Raw genomic sequence first — 20186 nt, forward strand, 5'->3', positions numbered from 1 at the left:
CCTGCGAAAATCGCGCTGCGGCAATGCGGTCGGCGAGACGATTGCCGATCACCCGTCGGCTGCTAGAATGTGGATGCTGCATCGGGGGAGCAGAATGTCGACGGAAGCAGACAAGGAGCGACTCAAGCTCACGGCCAACCTGCTCAACGCCTTGGCCTCCGGCACCATTCTCAGCGCGCTGATCGCACCCTATGTGGCGATAGGCTTGGGAAATTTACCGGCGAACGCTTCGCCCGTAAACCTGCTCGGGCTGAGCACGTTTGGCCTGGCTCTCGGCGTTGTGCTACATTTGGTGGCGCGTCGACAGTTCAATGGACTGGATCGCCTATGACGACACTGATCCTCTGGCTTTGGGCGCCCTTCGTGGTGGGCGTGGTGATCGCCGTGGCGAGCTATCTCTCCTGGCGAGACAGGCGTCGCGACGGCGGCCGGCATCGCAGCGCAGCGGAATAGCTAGCGGCGCTCGAGAGTGCGCACCTTGTCTTCGCCCAGCGCGCGGCGGTCAACCTGCGAAAATCGCGCTGCGGCAATGCGGTCGGCGAAGCTGCCGAGCAGCGCCGCGGGCACGCCGGAACGGCCCAGCTCGACCGGCGTGTCGATGATGTGCAGGCGATCGACCAGCTCGCCGGCGATGAAGGATTCCGCCAGCCTGGCGCCGGCTTCGACGAACAGGCGGTTGATGCCGCGATCGCCCAGGATCGACAGGACCTGCCGCAGGTCCGGGCGGCCGTGGCGGCCTTCGACCGCTATCACCTCGACGCCGGGACGCAGGGTCAGCGGCCGCTCCGGCGTGGTGAAGACGACAATGGGAATGCCCGAGACGGCTGCGAACAACTCGCGCCGCAGATCGATGTCCCGCGCGCCGGCGAGGATGACGCGAAGCGCGCCCCTGCCCTCGAGGCCATCGAGGTGGATGCGCAGGTCATTGTCCTCGATCTCGGCCCGGGCGGCGCCCGAAAGGATCGCGTCGGCGGCGGCGCGTTCGCGCTCGATGAAGCGCAGCGCCTCGGCGCCGAGCAGGGTGTCGCTGCCGGGCGCGGCATAGCCGACCATGCCGTCGGCGCTCAGCGACAGCTTGAGGGTGACGAAGGGCCGGCCCTTGGTGATGCGCGTCGTGTAGCCCTCGTTCAGCAGCCGCGACGGGGCATGATCGAGATGCACGGCCTCAATGCCCGCTTCGGCGAGCGCGGCGAGCCCCTGCCCCGCGCGCTGCGGATCGGGATCGAGCATGCCGGCGACGACACGGCCGATGCCGAATTCGAGGATGGCGTCGGTGATGGGCGCATGGCTGGTGTAGTGCGCCGCCGGCTCGAGCGTGACGTAGAGCGTGCGGCCCTCCGTCATGCCTCTCGCCTCGGACAGCGCCAGCAGCTCCGCCGGGTCCGAGCCGCGGGGCGGCGTCGCGGCGCGGCCGAACAGCAATTGCCGGCCGGGATCGACGACCAGCGCGCCGACGGTGGGCGCCGCGCCGGTCGAACCGAGCGCACTGCTCGCGAGGCGCGCGGCGGCATCGAGCCAGCGCCGGTCGGACGCGCCGTCGGTCAATCGTCGTCTTCGCCCAGCGTGGGCAGCTCGCCGTTCCTGAGCTCGCTCAGGAACGAGCGGAAGTCGTCGGCCTTGCCGAAGTTCTTGTACACCGAGGCGAAGCGCACGAAGGCGACGTCGTCGAGGTTCTTGAGCCCTTCCATGACGAACTCGCCGATCTGGTCGGAGGTGATCTCCACCTCGCCCAGGCTTTCGAGCTGGCGCACGACGCCGGAGATCAGGCGCTCGACCCGCTCGGGCTCGACAGCGCGCTTGCGCAGCGCCGTGTTGACCGAGCGCGCCAGCTTGTCGCGATCGAAGGGGACCTTGCGGCCCGACTTCTTGATCACCGTCAGCTCGCGCAGCTGCACGCGCTCAAAGGTGGTGAAGCGGCCGCCGCAACTGGGGCAGATGCGGCGGCGGCGAATGGCGCTCGAATCGTCGGTCGGACGGCTGTCCTTGACCTGCGTGTCGTCATTTCCGCAGTAGGGGCAGCGCATCTACCGGCTCAATCCTGATAGATCGGGAAGCGCGCGGTGAGCGCCCGCACCTTGTCGCGCACCGCAGCTTCGACGGCGGCGTTGCCGTCGTCGGAGTTGGCCTCGCGCAGGCCGTCCAGCACCTCGACGATGTACTGGCCGATGAGGCGGAACTCGGCTTCGCCGAAGCCGCGGGTGGTGCCGGCCGGAGTGCCGAGGCGCACGCCCGAGGTGACGAACGGCTTTTCCGGGTCGAACGGAATGCCGTTCTTGTTGCAGGTGATGTTGGCGCGGCCGAGCGCCGCCTCGGCGCGCTTGCCGGTGGCGTTCTTGGGCCGCAGGTCGACCAGCATCAGGTGGTTGTCGGTGCCGCCCGAAACGACGTCGAGGCCATGCTCGATCAGCGCCGACGACAGCGCCTTGGCATTGGCGACGACCTGCCGGGCATAGGCCTTGAACTCGGGCTGCAGCGCCTCCTTCAGCGCCACCGCCTTGGCGGCGATGACGTGCATCAGCGGGCCGCCCTGCAGGCCGGGGAACACCGCCGAGTTGATCTTCTTGGCGATATCCTCGTCATTGGTGAGGATCATGCCGCCGCGCGGGCCGCGCAAGCTCTTGTGCGTGGTGGTGGTCACCACATGGGCGTGCGGCACCGGCGAGGGATGGACGCCACCGGCGACGAGGCCGGCGATGTGCGCCATGTCGACCATCAGGTAGGCGCCGATGGAGTCGGCGATCTCGCGGAAGCGCTTCCAGTCCCAAATGCGCGAATAGGCGGTGCCGCCGGCGAGGATCAGCTTGGGCTTGTGCTCGTGCGCCTTGCGCTCGACCTCGTCCATGTCGAGCAGATGGTCGTCCTTGCGGACGCCGTAGGAGACGACCTTGAACCATTTGCCCGACATGTTGACCGGCGAGCCATGCGTGAGGTGGCCGCCGGAATTGAGGTCGAGGCCCATGAAGGTGTCGCCCGGCTGCAGCAGCGCGAGAAACACCGCCTGGTTCATCTGGCTGCCGGAGTTCGGCTGCACGTTGGCGAACCCGGCGCCGAAGAGCTGCTTGGCGCGCGCGATGGCGAGATTTTCCGCGACGTCGACGTATTGGCAGCCGCCATAGTAGCGCTTGCCGGGATAGCCCTCGGCATATTTGTTGGTCATGATCGAGCCCTGCGCCTCGAGCACCGCCTTGCTGACGATGTTCTCAGAGGCGATCAGCTCGATCTCGTGCTGCTGGCGGCCGAGCTCGTTGCGGATCGCTTCGGCGATCTCGGGATCGGACTCGGCAAGGGTCGCTGAAAAGAAGTTCGGAAACAGCGGAAGTGACGCGGCGGCGCTCATGGGCGTTCCCCGTGGTGAGAGGGCGGACAGGTCCGGCGAGTGCCCGGCTTTATCATGTGCCGAGCGGCGATTCCAAGGCCGGCGGCAGCCTCAAAAAGTGGGGGGATGATGGCTGGCATAGGGCTCCCTTCAGGTTCGAGTGGGTGCCCAGGCGAGCGGCGGAAACCGTTCGCGTTCCCCGATGGTGGCCCATCTTTCTCGCCAGTCGCGCGAACCGGCCGATTATGGACGAAACCGGGCTGCGGCGGAAGGCCTCGCCCCGGAACGATGCGGCGGCTTGCGAGTTAGCGACGACATCAGGTGACGCAAGGCCGCCCGACGCGCGGCACGCCGGGCTCGGCTCTGCCAAACCAACAAGAAAACCAAGGAGATCACAATGTTCGTATCCCCCCTCGTGGCCGCCCTGCTGATCGGCAGTTTCTGGACCGGCATCGGGACAGCGGCCGTGGTCAGCAACTCGGACGTCTGGGACCACCATCGCAGCGACGTGGTGATCAGCGCCCAGGCCACCGATCACGACACCGCCTGCGCGGCCAAGTACCGCTCGTACAATCCCGATACGGGAATGTATCTGAGCAGCCGCGACTACAAGTGGCACGATTGCCGGCTCTAAGCCGGTCGCGTCCAGCTCAAGGGCCCGCTTCGGCGGGCCTTTGCTTTTCGCCGGCCTAAGCGTCGCGCTGCAGGCGCCGCCTGAGCTTGGCCAGCGCCAATTGCTGCATCTGGATTTGCGTGGCGGCCAAAGGCGCGATGACGATGACCTCGATGCCGGTGCGGGCATCGATGGCGGCGACGCGCATCTGGCCACCGATCTGGGTGAACTCGAAATAGATTTCGCCCTCGCCGGAAGCGCTGCCGCTGCCGCCTCCGGGCGCCACCTCAGGCGGTGGTGGTGTCGATCAGGCCCCGGCTGTCGAACTGGTAGACGTCGTCGCGGAAGCTGACGATGCCGTTCCGGTTGGCCCAGGCGCTGACATAGGTGGTGTGGATCGGGGTCGCCTGCTTGAGGTTCACGTCGAGCCGCTCGTTGGAGTTGAACACCGCCTCGACCGCCGTCTCGTCCCAGCCGCCATTGGGGCCGAGCAGCCAGGTCACCAATTCGTCGACGCCCTCGACGCGCACGCAGCCCGACGAATGGAAGCGCGCATTCTCGGCGAACAGCGATTTCGACGGGGTGTCGTGCAGATAGACGTCGAACTTGTTGGGGAAGTTGATCTTGCAGTGCCCCATCGAATTCTCGGCGCCCGGCTCCTGGCGGAACATGTAGTTCACCGCCTCGTCGGTGTGCCAGTCGATGTCGGTCGGCTGCAGCTCGTTGCCCTTGCTGTCGTAGATATGGATCTTGAACTTGGTCAGGTACTGCGGATCGTCGTTCATGTACTTGATCAGGTCCTTTTCGATCAGGCTCTTGGGGACGTGCCAGTACGGATTGAAGTTGATCTGCTGGATCTTGGAATCGAGGATCGGGGTCGGGCGGTCGATGCGGCCGACCACGGCGGTGTGGCGCTGGGCCACCTGCCCCACCTCCACCGCTTCGATCGAGGCCGCGGGGATGTTCACCACCACATAGCGGTCCGAGGTCAGGCTGCCGGCGGTCTGCTGCACGCGCTGCAGGTTGAGCTGCAGCTGGCTGAGGCGCTGCTGGGCGGTCACCTGCAGCGCGTAGAAGGTCGGCTCGTCGATCTTGCCGTTGGGAATGATGCCGTGGCGCACCTGGAACTTGCGGACGGCGAGATCGAGGTCGTCGCCGAAGCTGGTGTCGACGCGCTTGGCGTTGGGCATGTCCCCGACCAGGATCAGATGGCGCTTGAGGTCGATGACGGCGCGGCCGTCCTTGCCCAGCGACAGGCCGAAGGTCTGGCGCGACGGCTGCTCCCAGCCGCCCTGCTGCACCACCTGGGTGTAGTAGGCGATGGCGTCCTGGATGTTGTTGGCAGTGTCGAAGCTGAGGATCGGCTCGGGCGTATCGATGGCCGCCAGCGCCGCCGCGGTGTTCTTGTCGACATCGACCGATTTCATCCGCGCATTGCGGGCGAGGATATCCCAGATCGAGTCGGAATCCCCGTCGGCGCGGGCAGCCGGGGCGAAGGCGGCGGCCACGCCAAAGGCGGCGGCCGAGGACAGAAGCTTGCGCCGGGTCAAAGTCATACGATCACCAATTCATTCACGAGGGCAGCCGTCCGCGGGCGGCAAAAATACCACCCTCGCCGCTTCGGCCACAACACAATGTGCCGTGAACCTCGGATACGCCAAACGCAATGAACCGGCCGGAGGGGACGCCGCGACGACGGAGTTTCTAAGGGGCTTTGCGGCACAAATAAGAAACGCCGGCGCATTGGCCGGCGTTTGCTGGGCGAATGTGGCCCGAGGGCCACATTGCTTGCCTGCGCTCTGGCCGACCGATCCCAAGAAGGCTCGCTCGGCCAACCGCTGTGTGTTTGCGCTCTGGCCGACCGATCCTAAGGGATTGGTCGGCCAGACGCTGTATGTGTATCAGAGCTTGTAGAGGATCTGGTCGACCCAGAAGCGCTCCAGCCGGCCCAGCGCCTTGTTGAGGCTTTCGAAGGCGCCCTCGTCGAGGCCGCCGACCTTGTCGATCGACTTGAGGTGGCGCTCGTAGAGCTCGTCGATGACTTCGGCGACTTCTTCGCCCTTGGGCGTCAGACGAATGCGGACGGAGCGGCGGTCTGCGCGAGAACGTTCCTGAAAGATGTAGCCGGTTTCCACCAGTTTTTTCAGGTTGTACGAGACGTTGCTGCCCAGGTAGTAGCCGCGCGAACGCAGCTCGCCGGCGGTCATTTCGGCGTCGCCGATGTTGAACATCAGCAGCGCCTGGACCGGATTGATGTCGTCCCAGCCCATGCGGTCGAACTCATCCTTGATGAGATCGAGCAGCCGGCGATGCAGCCGCTCCACACGGCTGACGGCCTCGAGATATTGCGGCTTCAGGCGGCCCGCACTGCCCGGCGCCTCTGCCTCGACGGCATTGGATTTGGTTGCCATTGTTGCCTCACTGTTCCTGTGGTCCGGGCGATTGATCGCCTCTCATAGGACGCAACTTAGCCACACCCGAATAAGATCGACTTAAGCCGCACACTTAAGACTATCTTACTGAAAAAGTTCGGGATTTTGGCTTTACGAGGGGTTACCGAAGTGCAGAAAACGGTAAGCTAAACAGAGCCTTTCCGCTTACTTTGCTCTAGTCGTGCGCCCGTTCGCGGAACCGCAGGCTCAGCACCAGCACCAAGACGATCGACACCAGCAATACCAGGCGCACGGCAAAGCCGATGGCGCTCATCTGGATGTCGTGGTTGCCCATCAGATACATGCCGAGCTCTAGCACCGTGGAGCCGACCAGCAGCACGGCGCCCCAACTGGCGCGTATCCACAGGCCGACGGAGGCAAACAGCTGCGCCAGCGCAAACACCGACAGCCAGACGAAGCCGGTGACGCCGAGGATCTGGATCGGGCTCTGCGCCCCGGTCGACACCCCCAGCAGCCGCGAGGCGTCGTTGAGCCCGAGCAGCAGCGCAATGATCGCGACGATGCGCACATAGCGGCCGGCAATCGGGGATTTGAAGTCCATGCCGGCAGCATTATCGCCAAGGCCGTGGGGTGTCATCTTCTAAAGAGGACGCCCGGCTGGTATGAGGCCGGCCATGAGCGACTGGCCCCGATACGACATGGATTTCCTCAACGGCCGCCGGCAGCGGCGGCTGCGGCGGACGGCGTGGATGCGCGATCTGGTGCGCGAGACGGCGCTGACGCCGGCCGATTTCATCTGGCCGCTGTTCGTCATCGACGGACAGAACGAGCGCACGCAGATCAGAACCATGCCCGGGGTCGAGCGGCTGAGCGTCGACCTTGCGGTCAAGGCGGCAAAGGAGGCGGCGGCGGCCGGCATCCCGGCGCTGGCGCTGTTTCCGAACACGCCGGACGCGTTGCGCAATCCCGATGGCAGCGAAGCCTACAATCCGGACAATCTGATGTGCCGGGCGCTGCGGGCCATCAAGGACGCGGTGCCGGAGATCGGGCTGATCGCCGACGTGGCGCTCGACGAATATTCATCGGACGGCCAGGACGGGCTGGTGCGCGACGGCGAAATCCTCAACGACGAGACGGTGGCGGCCATGGTCCGTTCGGCGCTGGTGCAGGCGGCAGCCGGGGCCGACATCATCGCGCCCTCGGACATGATGGATGGCCGCGTCGCGGCGATCCGGCAGGAGCTCGACGCGGCGGGACACGAACAGGTGGCGATCATGGCGTATTCGGCCAAGTTCGCCTCGGCCTATTACGGGCCGTTCCGCGAGGCCGTGGGCTCGGGCAAGCGGCTGTTGGGCGACAAGAAGACCTACCAGCTCGACTACGCCAATACCGACGAGGCGCTGCGCGAAGTGGCGCAGGATCTCGAGGAAGGCGCCGACATGGTGATGGTGAAGCCGGGCATGCCGTATCTCGATATCGTGCGGCGGGTGCGCGAGAGCTTCAACGTGCCGGTGTTCGTCTACCAGGTGAGCGGCGAATACGCGATGATCCGCCTCGCCGGCGACGCCGGGGCGATCGACGGGAAGGCGGCGATGCTGGAATCGCTGTGGGCGTTCAAGCGCGCCGGCGCCAAGGGCATCCTCACCTATTTCGCGCTCGAGGCGGCGCGGCTTTTGGGCTGACCTCGTCCGGCATTTGCATTTGCCCTCGGAGTCGGCCCGGCATAAGCTTGCCCCAGGCGCGAGCGGCGATGACGGACCAGACACCCGAAAACACCCAGCTATTCCTCACGGCCCCGATGCCGTGCCCGTACCTGCCCGGCAAGCAGGAGCGGAAGCTGTTCACGCACCTCACCGGCCGGCGCGCGGCGTCGCTGCATGCGCTCCTGAGCGACAACGGCTTCCGGCGCAGCCAGAATCTCATCTACAGGCCCGCCTGCGAGGGCTGCGCCGCGTGCCAGTCGGTGCGCATCGTGGCCCGCGAGTTCGAGACCACGGCGCGCTATCGCCGCATCCTCAAGCTCAATGCCGACATCGAGGTGGAGGTGCGGCAGCCGCGCGCCACCGCCGAGCAGTTTGCGCTGTTCAAGCGCTATCTCGAGGCGCGCCACACCGGCGGCGGCATGACCGCGATGAACTTCGTCGACTACGAATACATGGTCGAAGACACGCCGGTGCAGACGGTGCTGGTCGAGTACCGGCTGGGCAGCCATCCGGACAAGCCGCTGTGCGCGGTGGCGCTGACCGACGTGATGCCGGACGGGCTCAGCATGGTGTATTCGTTCTTTGCGCCCGAGCTCAGCCGGCGCGGCCTCGGCAACCTGCTGATCCTCGACCACGTGCGGCAGGTGCGGCTCGCCGGGCTCAGCTATGTGTATCTGGGCTACTGGGTCGAGGATTCGCCGAAGATGGCGTACAAGGGGGAATTCCGTCCGCTGGAAGTGCAGCGCGGGCCCCTGGGCTGGCGCCGCCTCGACTGAGAGTTCTCTTGCGCTTTGTACTCGGTGTCCTGCGCCTCGCGGTGGCGCTCCTGATCGTTGTGACCGCGGTGCCGGCGATCCTGGCCATCTTCGGCTCGCTGCTGGCGCCGCTCGATATCCTCAACCACCTGCAATTGCTGTTGTTCTTCGGGACGCTCGCGGCGCTGATCCTGGCGCTGATCGTCCGCATGCGGCGCTGGGCGGTGCTGCTGGCGTTCCTCGGCCTGTGCGCCTCGGGCTGGACCTACGTACCGGAATGGCTGTCGAGCCTCGGCCCGCGGCCGGCGGTGGCGGCCGGTACGCCGACGCTGAAGCTGATGACGCACAATGTATTCGGGCTCAATTACGACATGCAGCGCATGGCCAAGGCGATCTTCGCCGAGGACCCGGACATCGTGGCGCTGCAGGAATATTTCCCCGAGCAGATGGCGCTCGACGGGCTGCTGAAGCCGAAATATCCGTACTCGGTGCGTTGCCAGGGCGGCAAGCGCGCCAATCTCGGCCTCTATTCGAAGCTGCCGTTCGACAAGGAAATGAGCGCGACCGACTGCCCGAGCGACGCCTATGGCAAGCAGCGCACGGCCCACATCATCGCCGGCTTCACGCTAAGCGACGGCACGCATTTTTCGGTGATGACGACGCATATGGACTGGCCGTTCCCGATCGACCGGCAACGCGAGGAGTTCGAGGCCGCCGAAGCGGCCGCCAACGCCATCAAGGGGCCGCTGCTGGTGGTGGGCGATTTCAACTCGACGCCCTATTCCTACGCCATGAAGCGGTTCGAGGCGGCGACCGGGCTCACCCGCGAAACGCGCAACCTCGTGACCTACCCCGTCGCCATCACCGTGCCGCGCAAGGTGTCGCGCAGCGGGCTGCTGCGGCTGACGCCGTTCCTGCCGCTCGACCAGGTGTTCGAGCGCGGCATCACCGTGACGGAGCTGCATCGCGGCGCGGACACCGGCAGCGACCATCTGCCGGTGGTGTTTACGTTCGCGGTGGGGAAGTAAGCGAATACGATTCTAGCCGAACTTGTTGTTGCGCGGGAAGCCGGTGGGGGGCTGGCGGCCGGCCTGGGCGCGGTCGCCGAGCCAGTCGCGCATCTCGGCCATGCTCTTGGTAAAGGTGCGGCCGGACGAATCCACCCAGCTCAGGCCCTCGGAGGCGTTGAACAGCTTGGCGTCGGAGATGCCGCCATCCTTGTATTTCTGCAGGCGCACGCCCTTGCCGCGCGCCATCTCCGGCAGCTCGGAGGCGGGAAAGATGAGCATCTTGCGGTTCTCGCCGATCACCGCGACGGTGTCGCCCGCGGCCGGCACGATGAGCTTGGCCTCCTCGCTGCCCGAGACGTTGAGCACCTGCTTGCCCTTGCGGGTATTGGCGATCAGCTCGTCCTCGGCGACGAGGAAGCCGTTGCCCACCGACGAAGCGATGAGGCGCCTTGCGCCCGGGCGATGGACGAACAGATCGACGAAATCCTGCCCCTCCTCGAGGTCGACCATCAGGCGCAGCGGTTCGCCCTGCCCGCGGCCGCCCGGCAGCCTGTCGGGCGCCAGCGTGTAGACCTTGCCGGCGGTGGAGAGCAGCAGCAGCTTGTCGGTGGTTTCGGCGTGGAGCGCCACCTTCAGCCGGTCGCCGGCCTTGAAGCCCTTGTCGTCGATCTCGGCGGCGTGGCCCTTCATGGTGCGGATCCAGCCCTTCTCCGAGAGGATCACGGTGATGGGCTCGCGCTCGATGAAGGCGGCCTCGGCCTCTTCGGCGAAGTCGGCATGCGGGGCATCGGCGAATTCGGTCTTGCGGCGGCCTAGAACGGTGTCCTTGCCGTAGACCTTCTTGAGCTCGCCGATCTGCTTGGTGATCTCGCCCCATTGCTTCTTGTCGGAACCGAGCAGGCCGGTCAGGTGCGCCTGCTCCTCGCTCAACTGCTTGTGCTCGGTGCGCAGCTCGATCTCCTCGAGCTTGCGCAGCGAGCGCAGGCGCATGTTGAGGATGGCCTCGGCCTGGTTGTCGGTGAGCTTGAAGCGCTTCATCAGCCGCGCCTTGGGATCGTCCTCCTCGCGGATGATGCGGATCACCTCATCGAGGTTTAGGTAGGCGACGATGTAGCCGTCGAGCACTTCGAGGCGGCGGGCGATCTGCTCGAGCCGATGCTGGGTGCGGCGGACGAGCACGTCCTTGCGGTGTTCGAGCCAGGCGCGCAGCGCTTCGCCGAGGCCCATCACCCGTGGAATTGTGCCACGATCTAGCACGTTCATGTTGAGCGGGATGCGCTGCTCGAGGTCGGTGACCTTGAACAATTGCTCCATCAGCACCGCCGGCTCGACCGTGCCGGCGCGCGGCTCGAGCACGACGCGGATGTCGTCGGCGCTCTCGTCGCGGATATCCTTGAGCAGCGGCAGCTTCTTGGCGAGCAGCAGCTCGGCGATCTTTTCGATCAGCCTGGACTTCTGTACGCCGTAGGGAATCTCGCTGACGATCAGCTGGTAGACGCCGCGCCCCTTGTCCTCGCGGTGCCAGCGGGCGCGCAGGCGGAACGAGCCGCGCCCGGTAGAATAGGCTTCCAGCACCGACGCCTTCGGCTCGACCAGCACGCCGCCGGTGGGAAAGTCCGGGCCCGGCACGTGCTGCATGAGGTCCTCGATGCTGGCCTGCGGCTTGTTGATCAGCAGCAGCGCTGCCTCGCACAGCTCGGCGACATTGTGCGGCGGGATGGAGGTGGCCATGCCCACGGCGATGCCGGTGGCGCCATTGGCGAGCAGATTGGGGAAATTGGCCGGCAGCACCACCGGCTCCTGGTCGGCGCCGTCGTAGTTCGGCTTGAAGTCGACGGCGTCCTCGGCCATCCCCTCCATCATGCGCATGGCGACGTCGGTCATGCGCGTTTCGGTGTAGCGCATGGCGGCGGCGGCATCGCCGTCGATGTTGCCGAAATTGCCCTGCCCGTCGGCCAGCGGATAGCGCATGGAAAAGTCCTGCGCGAGCCGCACCAGCGCGTCGTAGATCGACTGGTCGCCATGCGGATGGAACGAGCCCATCACGTCGCCGACCACCTTGGCCGATTTCTTGTAGGCGCCGCCGGGATCGAGCCGCAGCAGCCGCATGCCGTGCAGGATGCGCCGGTGCACCGGCTTCAGCCCGTCGCGGGCGTCGGGCAGCGCACGCTGGGTGATGGTCGAGAGCGCGTAGCTGAGGTAGCGCTCCTCGAGCGCCTTGCGCAGGTCGACGACGACCGGATCGTCCTCGGGCGGCAGGGTAGCGGGATCGGTCTTTTTAGGCATCGGGTCGTCCGGAACGAATCATGGCCGGACTATACAGGATCGGTCAGCGCCTCGATCAAACCATCGCGGACTGCCGGCGGGTCGAGCTGGCGCGGGTCCCAGACGTGGCGATGGAGGAAGTGGCCGGTGAGGCGGAAGGCCGCGGCGAGGTCGGCGCGGCCGGCATCGGCATCGGCGACGAGGAAGGCCGGCAGCGCCAGCAGGCGATCGGCGTAGGGCTGCGCCGCGTCGCGGCTGACGGCGCGGCCGGTCTTGGGCGACACGTGGGTCAGGTCGGTGGTCCGGCCGGTGGCGGCGCAGGCGGCGAGGTCGAGACCGAAGCCCAGCTCGTCGAGCAGGGTCAGCTCGAAGCGGGCGAGCTCGACGGCGAGCGCGTGGCCGTCCTTGCCGTCGTCGAGCGCATCGACGGCCAGTGCCAGCAGCCGGTCGTGCGGATCGCGCTCGGGCAGCAGGCGCAGATGGTCGCACAGGAGCTGGCACGCATAGAGACGGGTGCGGTCGGCGATGAGGTCGGCGGCACGGGCATCGATGAGCTCGACCGCGAAGGTGCCGAGATGCTCTTCCAGCCGGGCGCGCCAGCTCACCTGCACGGTGTTGCCCGGCTGCAGCGTGGCGGCGAGGCGGCTCGAACGGCCGCCGCGGATCAGCCCGAGGGTGCGGCCGCGGCTCGCCACCATCACCTCGGCGATGACGCTGGATTCGCCGTGCCGGCGCACGCCGATCAGCAGGCCTTCACCCTGCCACTGCATGGGACACCGCACGCGCGGAGGAGTCCCCCTCCCCCCTGCGGGGGGGGGCTGGGGGGTGGGGGCCACATGCACCGCCGGCGCGCGCTGCCCCCCTCCCCGGCCCTCCCCCGCAAGGGGGGAGGGAGCGCAGGCATCCCGTTCCGAGCCGGCTCACTTCGTCCATCCCAGGCCCATTTCGCGGTAGCGCTCGGGGTCGTCGCCCCATTTCTCGCGCACCTTGACGAAGAGGAAGAGATGCACCGGGGTCTCGAAGATCTGCATCAGCTCCTTGCGGCTCTCGGCACCGATGGCCTTGATGGCCTGGCCGCCGGCGCCTAGAACGATCTTCTTGTGGGTGTCGCGGGTGACGTAGATCACCTGATCGATGCGGTAGGAGCCGTCCGGCTGGACGGTGAATTTCTCGGTCTCGACGGTGACGTTGTAGGGGATCTCGTCGTGGATGCGCAGGAACAGCTTTTCGCGCGTCACCTCGGCGGCGGTGAGCGCCAGCGTCAGGTCGGTCAACTGGTCCTCGGGGAAGTGCCAGGGACCGGGCGGAATGTGGGCGGCGGCCCAGTCGAGGAAGTCCTTGACGCCCGAGCCGCGCAGCGCCGAGAGCATGAAGGTGGCCTCGAATTTCAGCCGGGCGTTGAGCGCCTCGGCGAGGCCGAGCAGTTTTTCGTGCGGGATCAGGTCGATCTTGTTGAGCACCAGCACGCGCGGATTGCGCACGTTCCCGAGGCCATCGAGCAGCGCCTCGACCTCGGCGGTCACGCCGCGCTCGACGTCGACGATCAGCGCCACGATGTCGGCATCGCCGGCGCCGGTCCAGGCAGCCTCGACCATGGCGCGATCGAGCCGGCGCTTCGGCGCGAAGATGCCCGGGGTGTCGATGAACACGATCTGCGCCTCGCCCTCGGTGACGACGCCGCGGATCTGGGCGCGGGTGGTCTGCGCCTTGTGGGTGACGATCGACACCTTGGTGCCGACCAGGGCGTTGAGCAGCGTCGACTTGCCGGCGTTGGGCGCGCCGACCAGGGCGATGAAGCCGCAGCGGGTGTCGGCGGGGGTCTCTGGCGTGTCGTTCACGATGTGGCTCCCTGCCAGACTTTTTCGCGCACCAGGAAGGCCTCGGCTGCCTTGTGCTCGGCCAGCTTCTTGCTCGGCCCGGTGGCCGTCAGCGGGTCGAAGCCGTCGAGCCGCACGGCGATGGTGAACTCGGGAGCGTGGTCGGGGCCGGTGCGCTCGACCTCCTGATACACCGGCGGCTCGAGGCCCCTGCCCTGTGCCCATTCCTGCAGCGTGGTCTTGGCGTCGGCGCGCTCGGTGCCGGACTGGCCGATGTGCTCGCCGAACAGCCGCTCGATGATCTCGAAGGCCGGGCCGAGCCCGCCATCCATATACACCGCGCCGAGCAGCGCCTCGATGACGTCGCCGAGGATGGCGTCCTTGTCGGCGCCGCCGGTGCGCGCCTCGCTGTCGCCGAGGTTGAGATCGCCGCCGAGCTTCAGCTCGCGCGCGATCATGGCGCAGGTCTCCTTGCGCACCAGGGCGTTCAGCGACCGGCTGAGGTCGCCTTCATTGGCCTTGGGGAAGCGGCGGTAGAGCATGTCGGCGACGACCAGCCCGAGCACGCGGTCGCCGAGGAATTCGAGGCGCTGATACGACAGCGCCACGCGCTTGGCCGGCGCGATGGCGCTCGAATGGGTGAGCGCGCGGTCGAGGAGGTCGGGGTCGGCGAACTTGTAGCCCAGCCGGGCCTCGAGTTGAGCGTGCCCCTTGCTCCTATGATTCATGCGGCCTCGCTGCTACGGCGCCGGAGTGGTGGTGTAGGTCTGGTAGACCGACTGCAGCATGCGGTCCCAGCGGATATTGGCCGGCCACTGCCAGATCTGCCACGGCGGAATGTTGTCCTTGATGGAGAAGAAGCGCGCCTCGGCCTTGCCGATGAGGTTGCCGGCCGGCACATAGCCCACCTGGCTCAGCACGCGGCTGTCGGCGGAGCGGTCGCGGTTGTCGCCCATCATGAAATAGTGGCCGGCGGGCACGTCGTATTCGGCGGTGTTGTCGAGCGGCTGGTCGTCGGAGATCTCCTGGATGGAGTGGACGACGCCGCCAGGCAGCGTTTCCTTGTAGATGATCACCGGCACGGTGGTGTCGTAACTGTCCTTGTCCTCGCCGGTGCCGACCTGCTCGCGCTCGACTTCGGTGCCGTTGATGTAGAGGCGGCCCTGCTTCATCTGGATGCGGTCGCCCGGCAGGCCGATGATGCGCTTGATGTAGTCCTCGTTGGTCGGCTCGTTGTGGAAGACGACGATGTCGCCGCGCGCCGGCGCGTTGAAGGCGAGGATACGGCCGTTGAATGGCAGCGGAATCGGGAACGAATACTTGCCCAGGCCCCAGACCCATTTGTTGGCGACGAAGTAATCGCCAATCATCAGCGTCGACTGCATGGAGGCGGTGGGGATGGAGAAGGGCTGATAGAGGAAGGTCCTGAAGACCAGGGCAATCAGCAGCGCCTCGATGATCACCACGACAGTGTCGCGGAGCTCGTTCTTCTTGGCTTTCTTGTCGGCCTTGGTCGTGGCGGTCTCGCTCATTGTACCCTGTCTCACTGCCCTCGCGGGCGCTGTGGTTAGGCTTCGGGGCGCCTGAAGGCAAGCGCGTTCAAGAATCCTTGTGGTCGCACGAGTGTCAACCGGCCGGCAGCGCCTCGATGATGACGAAGGCCTGCGCCATGCCGCCGTCGTCGGTGATGGTCAGGTGGATATGTGGTTCGTGCCCGGCCGGAACAAGGCGGGCCAGCGCCCTCGCGGCGCCATTGGTGAGCTTCATCGTCGGCTTGCCGCTGGGCAGGTTCACCACGCCCATGTCGCGCCAGTAGACGCCCCAGGAAATGCCGGTGCCCAGCGCCTTCGAACAGGCCTCCTTGGCGGCGAAGCGCTTGGCGTAGGAGGCGGCGCGCTGCGCCCGGCGATCGGATTTCTGCCGCTCGATCTCGGTGAAGCAGCGCTGGGTGAAGCGCTCGCCGTAGCGGTCGAGCACCTGCTGCACGCGCGAAATATCGCACAGGTCGTTGCCGAGCCCGACGATCATGGGCGCACCTGGAGGGCGGGGAAAGGCCCCCTCGCCCGCCGCGGCGCGGCGCCCCCTGCTGCGTGCGCAGGCCTCACGCCAGCCCCCGGCTGCCGGGCTTCACCGCCGGGATCGCCGCCAGTTCGGGCGGCAGGGCGTCGGCGGGATAGGCCGGGACCTTGTAATTGGCGAGGGCCACCAGCGGCACGCCGACATCGGCTTCGCCGGCGGAGCGGTCGATCAGGCAGGCGGCGGCGACCACATCGGCACCGATGGCCTTGAGGCAGTCGATGCATTCGCGGATGGACAGGCCCGTGGTGACGATGTCCTCGACCACCAGCACCTTTTCGCCGCGGGCGATCTCGAAGCCGCGGCGAAGCTGGAATTTGCCGTCGACGCGCTCGGTGTAGATGGCCGGAACACCCAGATGCCGGGCCGTCTCGTAGCCGGGGATGATGCCGCCCACGGCGGGCGAAACCACCTGGCTGACGCCGCCATAGCCTTCGGCGCGCAGCTTTTCGGCCAGCGCCCGGCACAGCTTTTCCGCCTTGTCCGGATGCATGAAGACGCGCGCCTTCTGCAGGAACACGGGCGAGCGCAGCCCGGAACTCAGGATGAAGTGGCCTTCGAGCAAGGCGCCGCACTGGCGGAAGATGTCGAGGATTTCGTCGGTGGTCATGCAGGCACTTTCTCTTCGTCCTCGCCGTCCCAGTCGGCGAGCGCCACGCTTTCGGCCTCGGCGACAGTGGCCCGGCGCACCTGCGACAGGCCCGGCGTCAGCTTCAAAGCCGACAGCACGTCCGTCAGTTGCGCCAGATCCTTCACCTCGAGCTCGAAGATGTTCTTGTGGAAGTCGGGAGCGACGATCCGCATCACGAGATTATGGATGTTCGCCTCCGAAGCGGCAATGGCCGTGGAAATCTGCGCCAGCCCGCCCGGCTTGTTCACCGTCAGCATGGAGATGACGACCTTGTGGTTGCGGTCCTCGCGGCCGGCGATGTCCCAGCGCACGTCGATCCAGGCGACGTCGGAATCGTGCAGCGCCACCAGCGCGTCGGAGTGGATCGGATAGATCATGATCGGCTCGCCCGGCCGCATGATGCCGACCAGCCGGTCGCCCGGCACCACGCCTTCGGGCGAGATCGCGACCTTGGTGGAAAAGCCGAGCTGCGCCAGCGCCGCGCGCGCATTGGGGCCGGAGCGCTGGCCGCCGGGTACGCGGAAGCGGAACATGTCGGTGTCGCGCAGCGCGAACCAGCCTTCGGCCTTGTCCGGCGTCGGCAAATCGAGCGCCTTCTTGCGCCGCTTCTTGACGCCCTTGACGGCAGCCAGCTCGATGCCGAGCTGGTCGGCATCGACCTTGCCCTCCCCCACCCCGATCAGCAACTCGCGCTTGCTGGGGTGGCCGAGCGCCTTGGCCAGACGCTCGCCCTCCTCCTCGTCGAGCACAAGGCCGTCGCGCTCGAGCATGGTGGCCAGCATGTGCTCGCCGAGCGCGTAGGCGCGCTGCTGCGCCTGCACGCGCACGGCACGGCGGATGGCCGAGCGGGCCTTGCCGGTGGCGGCGATGGTCTCCCAATTGGCCGGCGGCAGGTGGTTCTGGTCGCGGATGATCTCCACCTCGTCGCCCGACTGCAGGTGGCTGACCAGCGGCACGATGGCGCCGTTGATCTTGGCGCCGACGGTGGTGTCGCCGATGTCGGTGTGCAGCGCATAGGCGAAGTCGATCGGGGTGGCGCCGCGCGGCAGCGCGATCAGCCGGCCGCGCGGGGTGAAGCAGAACACCTGGTCCTGGAACAGCTCGAGCTTGGTGTATTCGAGGAAATCTTCCTTGGTGGCGCCGGTGGTGATGTGCTCGATGGTCTGGCGCAGCCAGGCGAAGGCCTGGCTTTCGGTGCTGAGCCGGCTGAGGTCGGTGCCTTCCTTGTAGGCGGCGTGCGCGGCGATGCCGTATTCGGCGATGCGGTGCATCTCCTCGGTGCGGATCTGCAGCTCGATGCGCTGCCGCCCCAGCCCGACGATGGTGGTGTGGATCGAGCGGTAGTCGTTGTGCTTGGGGACGGAGATGTAGTCCTTGAAGCGGCCGGGCACGACCTTCCAATTGGTGTGCACGATGCCGAGCGCGCGGTAGCAGTCGGCGATCGTCGGCACGATGATGCGGAAGCCGATCATGTCGGAGAGCTGCTCGAGCGCGATCTGCTTGCGCTCGATCTTGGTGGCGATCGACCAGGCGGATTTCACGCGCGACGAGACCTTGGCGTCGATCCCCTCGTCCTTGAGCTTGCGCGTCAGCTCGGATTCGATGGTCTCGATGGTCTCGTGAAACTCGGCCTGCATCTCGGCGAGGCGGCCGGTGATGGCCCGGTAGTGATCGGGCTGCAGCGTGCGGAAGGCGAGGTTCTCGAGCTCGGAGCGCATGTCCTGCATGCCCATGCGGCCGGCGAGCGGCGCATAGATGTCCATCGTCTCCTGGGCGATGCGCTGCTGCTTGTCCGGCGGCATGGCGTCGAGCGTGCGCATGTTGTGCAGGCGATCGGCGAGCTTGACCAGCAGCACCCGCACGTCGGCCGAGATGGCGAGCAGGAGCTTGCGCAGGTTCTCGGCCTGCGCCTCCTCGCGGGTGACCAGTTGCAGGCGCTCGATCTTGGTCAGCCCGTCGACGATCTCGCCGATCTCGGCGCCGAACAGCTGGTCGATCTCGGCCCGGGTGGCGTCGGTGTCCTCGATGGTGTCGTGCAGCAGCGCCACCGCGATGGTGGCGTCGTCGAGCTTCAGGTCGGTGAGGATGGAGGCGACTTCGAGCGGGTGGTTGAAATAGGGATCGCCCGAGGCGCGCTTCTGCGTGCCATGCTTCTGCATGGCATAGACGTAGGCCCTGTTGAGCAGGTTCTCGTCGGCGTGCGGATTGTAGGCCTGCACCTTCTCGACGAGTTCGTACTGACGCATCATCGCCGCGATCCTCGCGGCCAGGAGGGTAACATCACGCCGTCCAAAATGAAAAAGGCGCCCGGGACTCCGGGCGCCTCGTCACTATAGATCGAGTTTGCCGCCGATCAATCGTCGCGGCGCTCGGGCGGCGCCAGGCTCTCGATGCCGCGCAGCAGCTCGTCTTCGGAAATGGTGTCGAAGGTGTCGCCATCGGGATCGGCATCCGCATCGAGCAGCGGGGCGGCGTGCTTTTCGGGCTCGTCCACCTCGACATATTTCTGCAGCGAGTGGATCAGATCCTCGCGCAGATCCTCCGGCGAGATGGCGCCGTCGCCGATCTCGCGCAGGGACACCACGGGGTTCTTATCGTTGTCGCGATCGACGGTGATCGCGGCGCCGGCCGAGATCATGCGGGCGCGGTGGGCAGCGAGCAGCACGAGATCGAAGCGGTTGTCGATCTTTTCAATGCAGTCTTCGACGGTGACGCGGGCCACGGACGTCTCCACAAATTGAGGGAATTGGCGGGGCTCTTACACGAGCCCCGGGGCGAGTTCAAGGATTTCGCGGCACAGGGCGCGTTTTCCGGGGATTTCGACACCATATGTTCTGAAACTGGAGCAATTGATTTGAAGTGGCACCGATGTCTTGGTATTGCCACAAACGCGGCGGGACGTGGGGGCAGCCTGAGCCGCTGGGGTTTTTGCGGCGCCGATCATATTTGCCGGGGGGTCTGAGAGGCCGGCCGCCCCTGCCAGGAGGGTAATTGCATGTCCATCGATCCGCGCGAGAAGGTGGTGCTGTTCATCGACGGCGCCAACCTCTATGCGACCAGCAAGGCGATCGGCATCGACATCGACTACCGCCGGCTGCTCGCGGAGTTCCAGTCCAAGGCGTATCTGCTGCGGGCCTATTACTACACGGCGCTGGTCGAGGACCAGGAATACTCCTCGATCCGGCCGCTGATCGACTGGCTGGACTATAACGGCTTTACGGTGGTGACCAAGCCGGCCAAGGAGTTCACCGACGCCGGCGGCCGCCGCAAGATCAAGGGCAGCATGGACATCGAGCTGACGGTCGACGCGCTCGAAATGTCACCGTATTTCGATCACTTCGTGCTGTTCTCGGGCGACGGCGATTTCACCGCGCTGGTCGCGGCGCTGCAGCGCAAGGGCAAGCGGGTGACCGTGGCCTCGACCCTCAGCACGCCGACGCCGATGATCTCGGACGATCTGCGCCGGCAGGCCGATTTCTTCCTCGACGTGGCCGAGCTCGCCAAGACCGTCGGCCGCGCCGTGTCGGAGCGCCCCGCCAGCGCCGAACGGCATGTTGACCGCACGCCGGTGACCGCCGACCATAAGTAGGTCCGAGTCTTACCTTCC

At 66.5% G+C, this 20186-nt stretch carries 23 protein-coding genes and 1 riboswitch; of the genes, 7 read left to right on the forward strand and 16 right to left on the reverse strand.

Annotated features, from left to right (window positions below; all coding sequences use genetic code 11):
• The first annotated feature begins 94 nt into the window (after positions 1-94).
• Positions 95-331: a hypothetical protein gene (locus BGO82_RS10815; RefSeq protein ID WP_291305560.1), complete on the forward strand. Its 237-nt coding sequence runs from the start codon at positions 95-97 to the stop codon at positions 329-331.
• Positions 328-453 carry a hypothetical protein gene (locus tag BGO82_RS10820; protein WP_291305561.1) on the forward strand — a complete coding sequence of 42 codons (126 nt, stop codon included), beginning with the start codon at positions 328-330 and terminating at the stop codon, positions 451-453. Before BGO82_RS10815 ends, BGO82_RS10820 begins: the two co-directional genes overlap by 4 nt.
• Here the strand turns inward: BGO82_RS10820 and ribD are convergent, their stop codons facing one another.
• From ribD to glyA, 3 genes are read right to left on the reverse strand one after another with little or no spacing between them, the layout of a single operon-like run.
• A complete protein-coding gene (gene ribD / locus BGO82_RS10825) occupies positions 454-1545 on the reverse strand; it encodes a bifunctional diaminohydroxyphosphoribosylaminopyrimidine deaminase/5-amino-6-(5-phosphoribosylamino)uracil reductase RibD (protein WP_291305562.1) in 1092 nt (363 codons plus the stop codon).
• Positions 1542-2024: a transcriptional regulator NrdR gene (gene nrdR / locus BGO82_RS10830; protein ID WP_291305563.1), complete on the reverse strand. Its 483-nt coding sequence runs from the start codon at positions 2022-2024 to the stop codon at positions 1542-1544. The genes ribD and nrdR overlap by 4 nt, the downstream gene beginning before the upstream one ends.
• Before the next feature lie 8 nt (positions 2025-2032).
• Positions 2033-3337 carry a serine hydroxymethyltransferase gene (gene glyA / locus BGO82_RS10835; RefSeq protein ID WP_291305564.1) on the reverse strand — a complete coding sequence of 435 codons (1305 nt, stop codon included), beginning with the start codon at positions 3335-3337 and terminating at the stop codon, positions 2033-2035.
• 138 nt (positions 3338-3475) lie between these two features.
• A riboswitch (ZMP/ZTP riboswitch) is annotated at positions 3476-3556 on the reverse strand.
• Between the two features lie 157 nt (positions 3557-3713).
• Between glyA and BGO82_RS10840 the strand changes: the two genes are divergently transcribed.
• On the forward strand, positions 3714-3950 hold the full coding sequence (locus BGO82_RS10840) for a BA14K family protein (protein ID WP_291305565.1): 237 nt from the start codon (positions 3714-3716) through the stop codon (positions 3948-3950).
• 55 nt (positions 3951-4005) lie between these two features.
• Here the strand turns inward: BGO82_RS10840 and BGO82_RS10845 are convergent, their stop codons facing one another.
• The 4 genes from BGO82_RS10845 to BGO82_RS10860 all read right to left on the reverse strand — a co-directional run bounded on the left by BGO82_RS10845 (position 4006) and on the right by BGO82_RS10860 (position 6923).
• Positions 4006-4215 (reverse strand): serine hydroxymethyltransferase, encoded by a 210-nt coding sequence (locus BGO82_RS10845; protein WP_291305566.1) that lies wholly within the window; start codon positions 4213-4215, stop codon positions 4006-4008.
• A gap of 1 nt (position 4216) precedes the next feature.
• On the reverse strand, positions 4217-5485 hold the full coding sequence (locus BGO82_RS10850) for a L,D-transpeptidase family protein (protein WP_291305567.1): 1269 nt from the start codon (positions 5483-5485) through the stop codon (positions 4217-4219).
• Positions 5486-5830: 345 nt separating this feature from the next.
• Positions 5831-6340 (reverse strand): winged helix DNA-binding protein, encoded by a 510-nt coding sequence (locus BGO82_RS10855; RefSeq protein WP_291305568.1) that lies wholly within the window; start codon positions 6338-6340, stop codon positions 5831-5833.
• Between the two features lie 196 nt (positions 6341-6536).
• The gene (locus BGO82_RS10860; RefSeq protein ID WP_291305569.1) at positions 6537-6923 is read right to left on the reverse strand and encodes a DUF6163 family protein; all 387 of its coding nucleotides are present in this window, start codon (positions 6921-6923) and stop codon (positions 6537-6539) included.
• A 73-nt stretch (positions 6924-6996) separates the two neighbouring features.
• Between BGO82_RS10860 and hemB the strand changes: the two genes are divergently transcribed.
• The 3 genes from hemB to BGO82_RS10875 all read left to right on the forward strand — a co-directional run bounded on the left by hemB (position 6997) and on the right by BGO82_RS10875 (position 9808).
• Complete coding sequence (gene hemB, locus BGO82_RS10865) at positions 6997-8004, forward strand: porphobilinogen synthase (RefSeq protein WP_291305570.1); 1008 nt, start codon at positions 6997-6999, stop codon at positions 8002-8004.
• Between the two features lie 68 nt (positions 8005-8072).
• Positions 8073-8801, forward strand: a complete 729-nt coding sequence (locus tag BGO82_RS10870) for an arginyltransferase (RefSeq protein WP_291305571.1) — start codon at positions 8073-8075, stop codon at positions 8799-8801.
• An 8-nt stretch (positions 8802-8809) separates the two neighbouring features.
• Positions 8810-9808, forward strand: a complete 999-nt coding sequence (locus tag BGO82_RS10875) for an endonuclease/exonuclease/phosphatase family protein (RefSeq protein WP_291305572.1) — start codon at positions 8810-8812, stop codon at positions 9806-9808.
• A 12-nt stretch (positions 9809-9820) separates the two neighbouring features.
• On the opposite strand, the gene parC is transcribed toward BGO82_RS10875, so the two are convergent.
• The 9 genes from parC to rpoZ form a co-directional block, all read right to left on the reverse strand.
• Positions 9821-12076 carry a DNA topoisomerase IV subunit A gene (parC, locus tag BGO82_RS10880; protein WP_291305573.1) on the reverse strand — a complete coding sequence of 752 codons (2256 nt, stop codon included), beginning with the start codon at positions 12074-12076 and terminating at the stop codon, positions 9821-9823.
• A 29-nt stretch (positions 12077-12105) separates the two neighbouring features.
• Positions 12106-12825 (reverse strand): DNA repair protein RecO, encoded by a 720-nt coding sequence (recO, locus tag BGO82_RS10885; protein WP_291305574.1) that lies wholly within the window; start codon positions 12823-12825, stop codon positions 12106-12108.
• A 150-nt stretch (positions 12826-12975) separates the two neighbouring features.
• On the reverse strand, positions 12976-13893 hold the full coding sequence (era, locus tag BGO82_RS10890) for a GTPase Era (RefSeq protein ID WP_291305575.1): 918 nt from the start codon (positions 13891-13893) through the stop codon (positions 12976-12978).
• The gene (gene rnc, locus BGO82_RS10895) at positions 13890-14600 is read right to left on the reverse strand and encodes a ribonuclease III (protein WP_291305576.1); all 711 of its coding nucleotides are present in this window, start codon (positions 14598-14600) and stop codon (positions 13890-13892) included. The genes era and rnc overlap by 4 nt, the downstream gene beginning before the upstream one ends.
• 12 nt (positions 14601-14612) lie before the next feature.
• Positions 14613-15404, reverse strand: a complete 792-nt coding sequence (lepB, locus tag BGO82_RS10900) for a signal peptidase I (RefSeq protein ID WP_291305577.1) — start codon at positions 15402-15404, stop codon at positions 14613-14615.
• 94 nt (positions 15405-15498) lie between these two features.
• Entirely contained in the window at positions 15499-15900 is a 402-nt protein-coding gene (gene acpS / locus BGO82_RS10905) for a holo-ACP synthase (RefSeq protein WP_291305578.1), read from the reverse strand.
• Between the two features lie 73 nt (positions 15901-15973).
• On the reverse strand, positions 15974-16558 hold the full coding sequence (pyrE, locus tag BGO82_RS10910) for an orotate phosphoribosyltransferase (protein WP_291305579.1): 585 nt from the start codon (positions 16556-16558) through the stop codon (positions 15974-15976).
• Positions 16555-18828, reverse strand: a complete 2274-nt coding sequence (locus BGO82_RS10915; RefSeq protein WP_291305580.1) for a bifunctional (p)ppGpp synthetase/guanosine-3',5'-bis(diphosphate) 3'-pyrophosphohydrolase — start codon at positions 18826-18828, stop codon at positions 16555-16557. Before BGO82_RS10915 ends, pyrE begins: the two co-directional genes overlap by 4 nt.
• 104 nt (positions 18829-18932) lie before the next feature.
• Positions 18933-19301: a DNA-directed RNA polymerase subunit omega gene (gene rpoZ / locus BGO82_RS10920; protein ID WP_291305581.1), complete on the reverse strand. Its 369-nt coding sequence runs from the start codon at positions 19299-19301 to the stop codon at positions 18933-18935.
• Positions 19302-19574: 273 nt separating this feature from the next.
• On the opposite strand from rpoZ, the gene BGO82_RS10925 reads away from it, so the two are divergent.
• Positions 19575-20168 (forward strand): NYN domain-containing protein, encoded by a 594-nt coding sequence (locus tag BGO82_RS10925; RefSeq protein WP_291305582.1) that lies wholly within the window; start codon positions 19575-19577, stop codon positions 20166-20168.
• Positions 20169-20186 lie beyond the last annotated feature (18 nt).

Source organism: Devosia sp. 67-54, assembly GCF_001899075.1.
Lineage (GTDB): Bacteria > Pseudomonadota > Alphaproteobacteria > Rhizobiales > Devosiaceae > Devosia_A.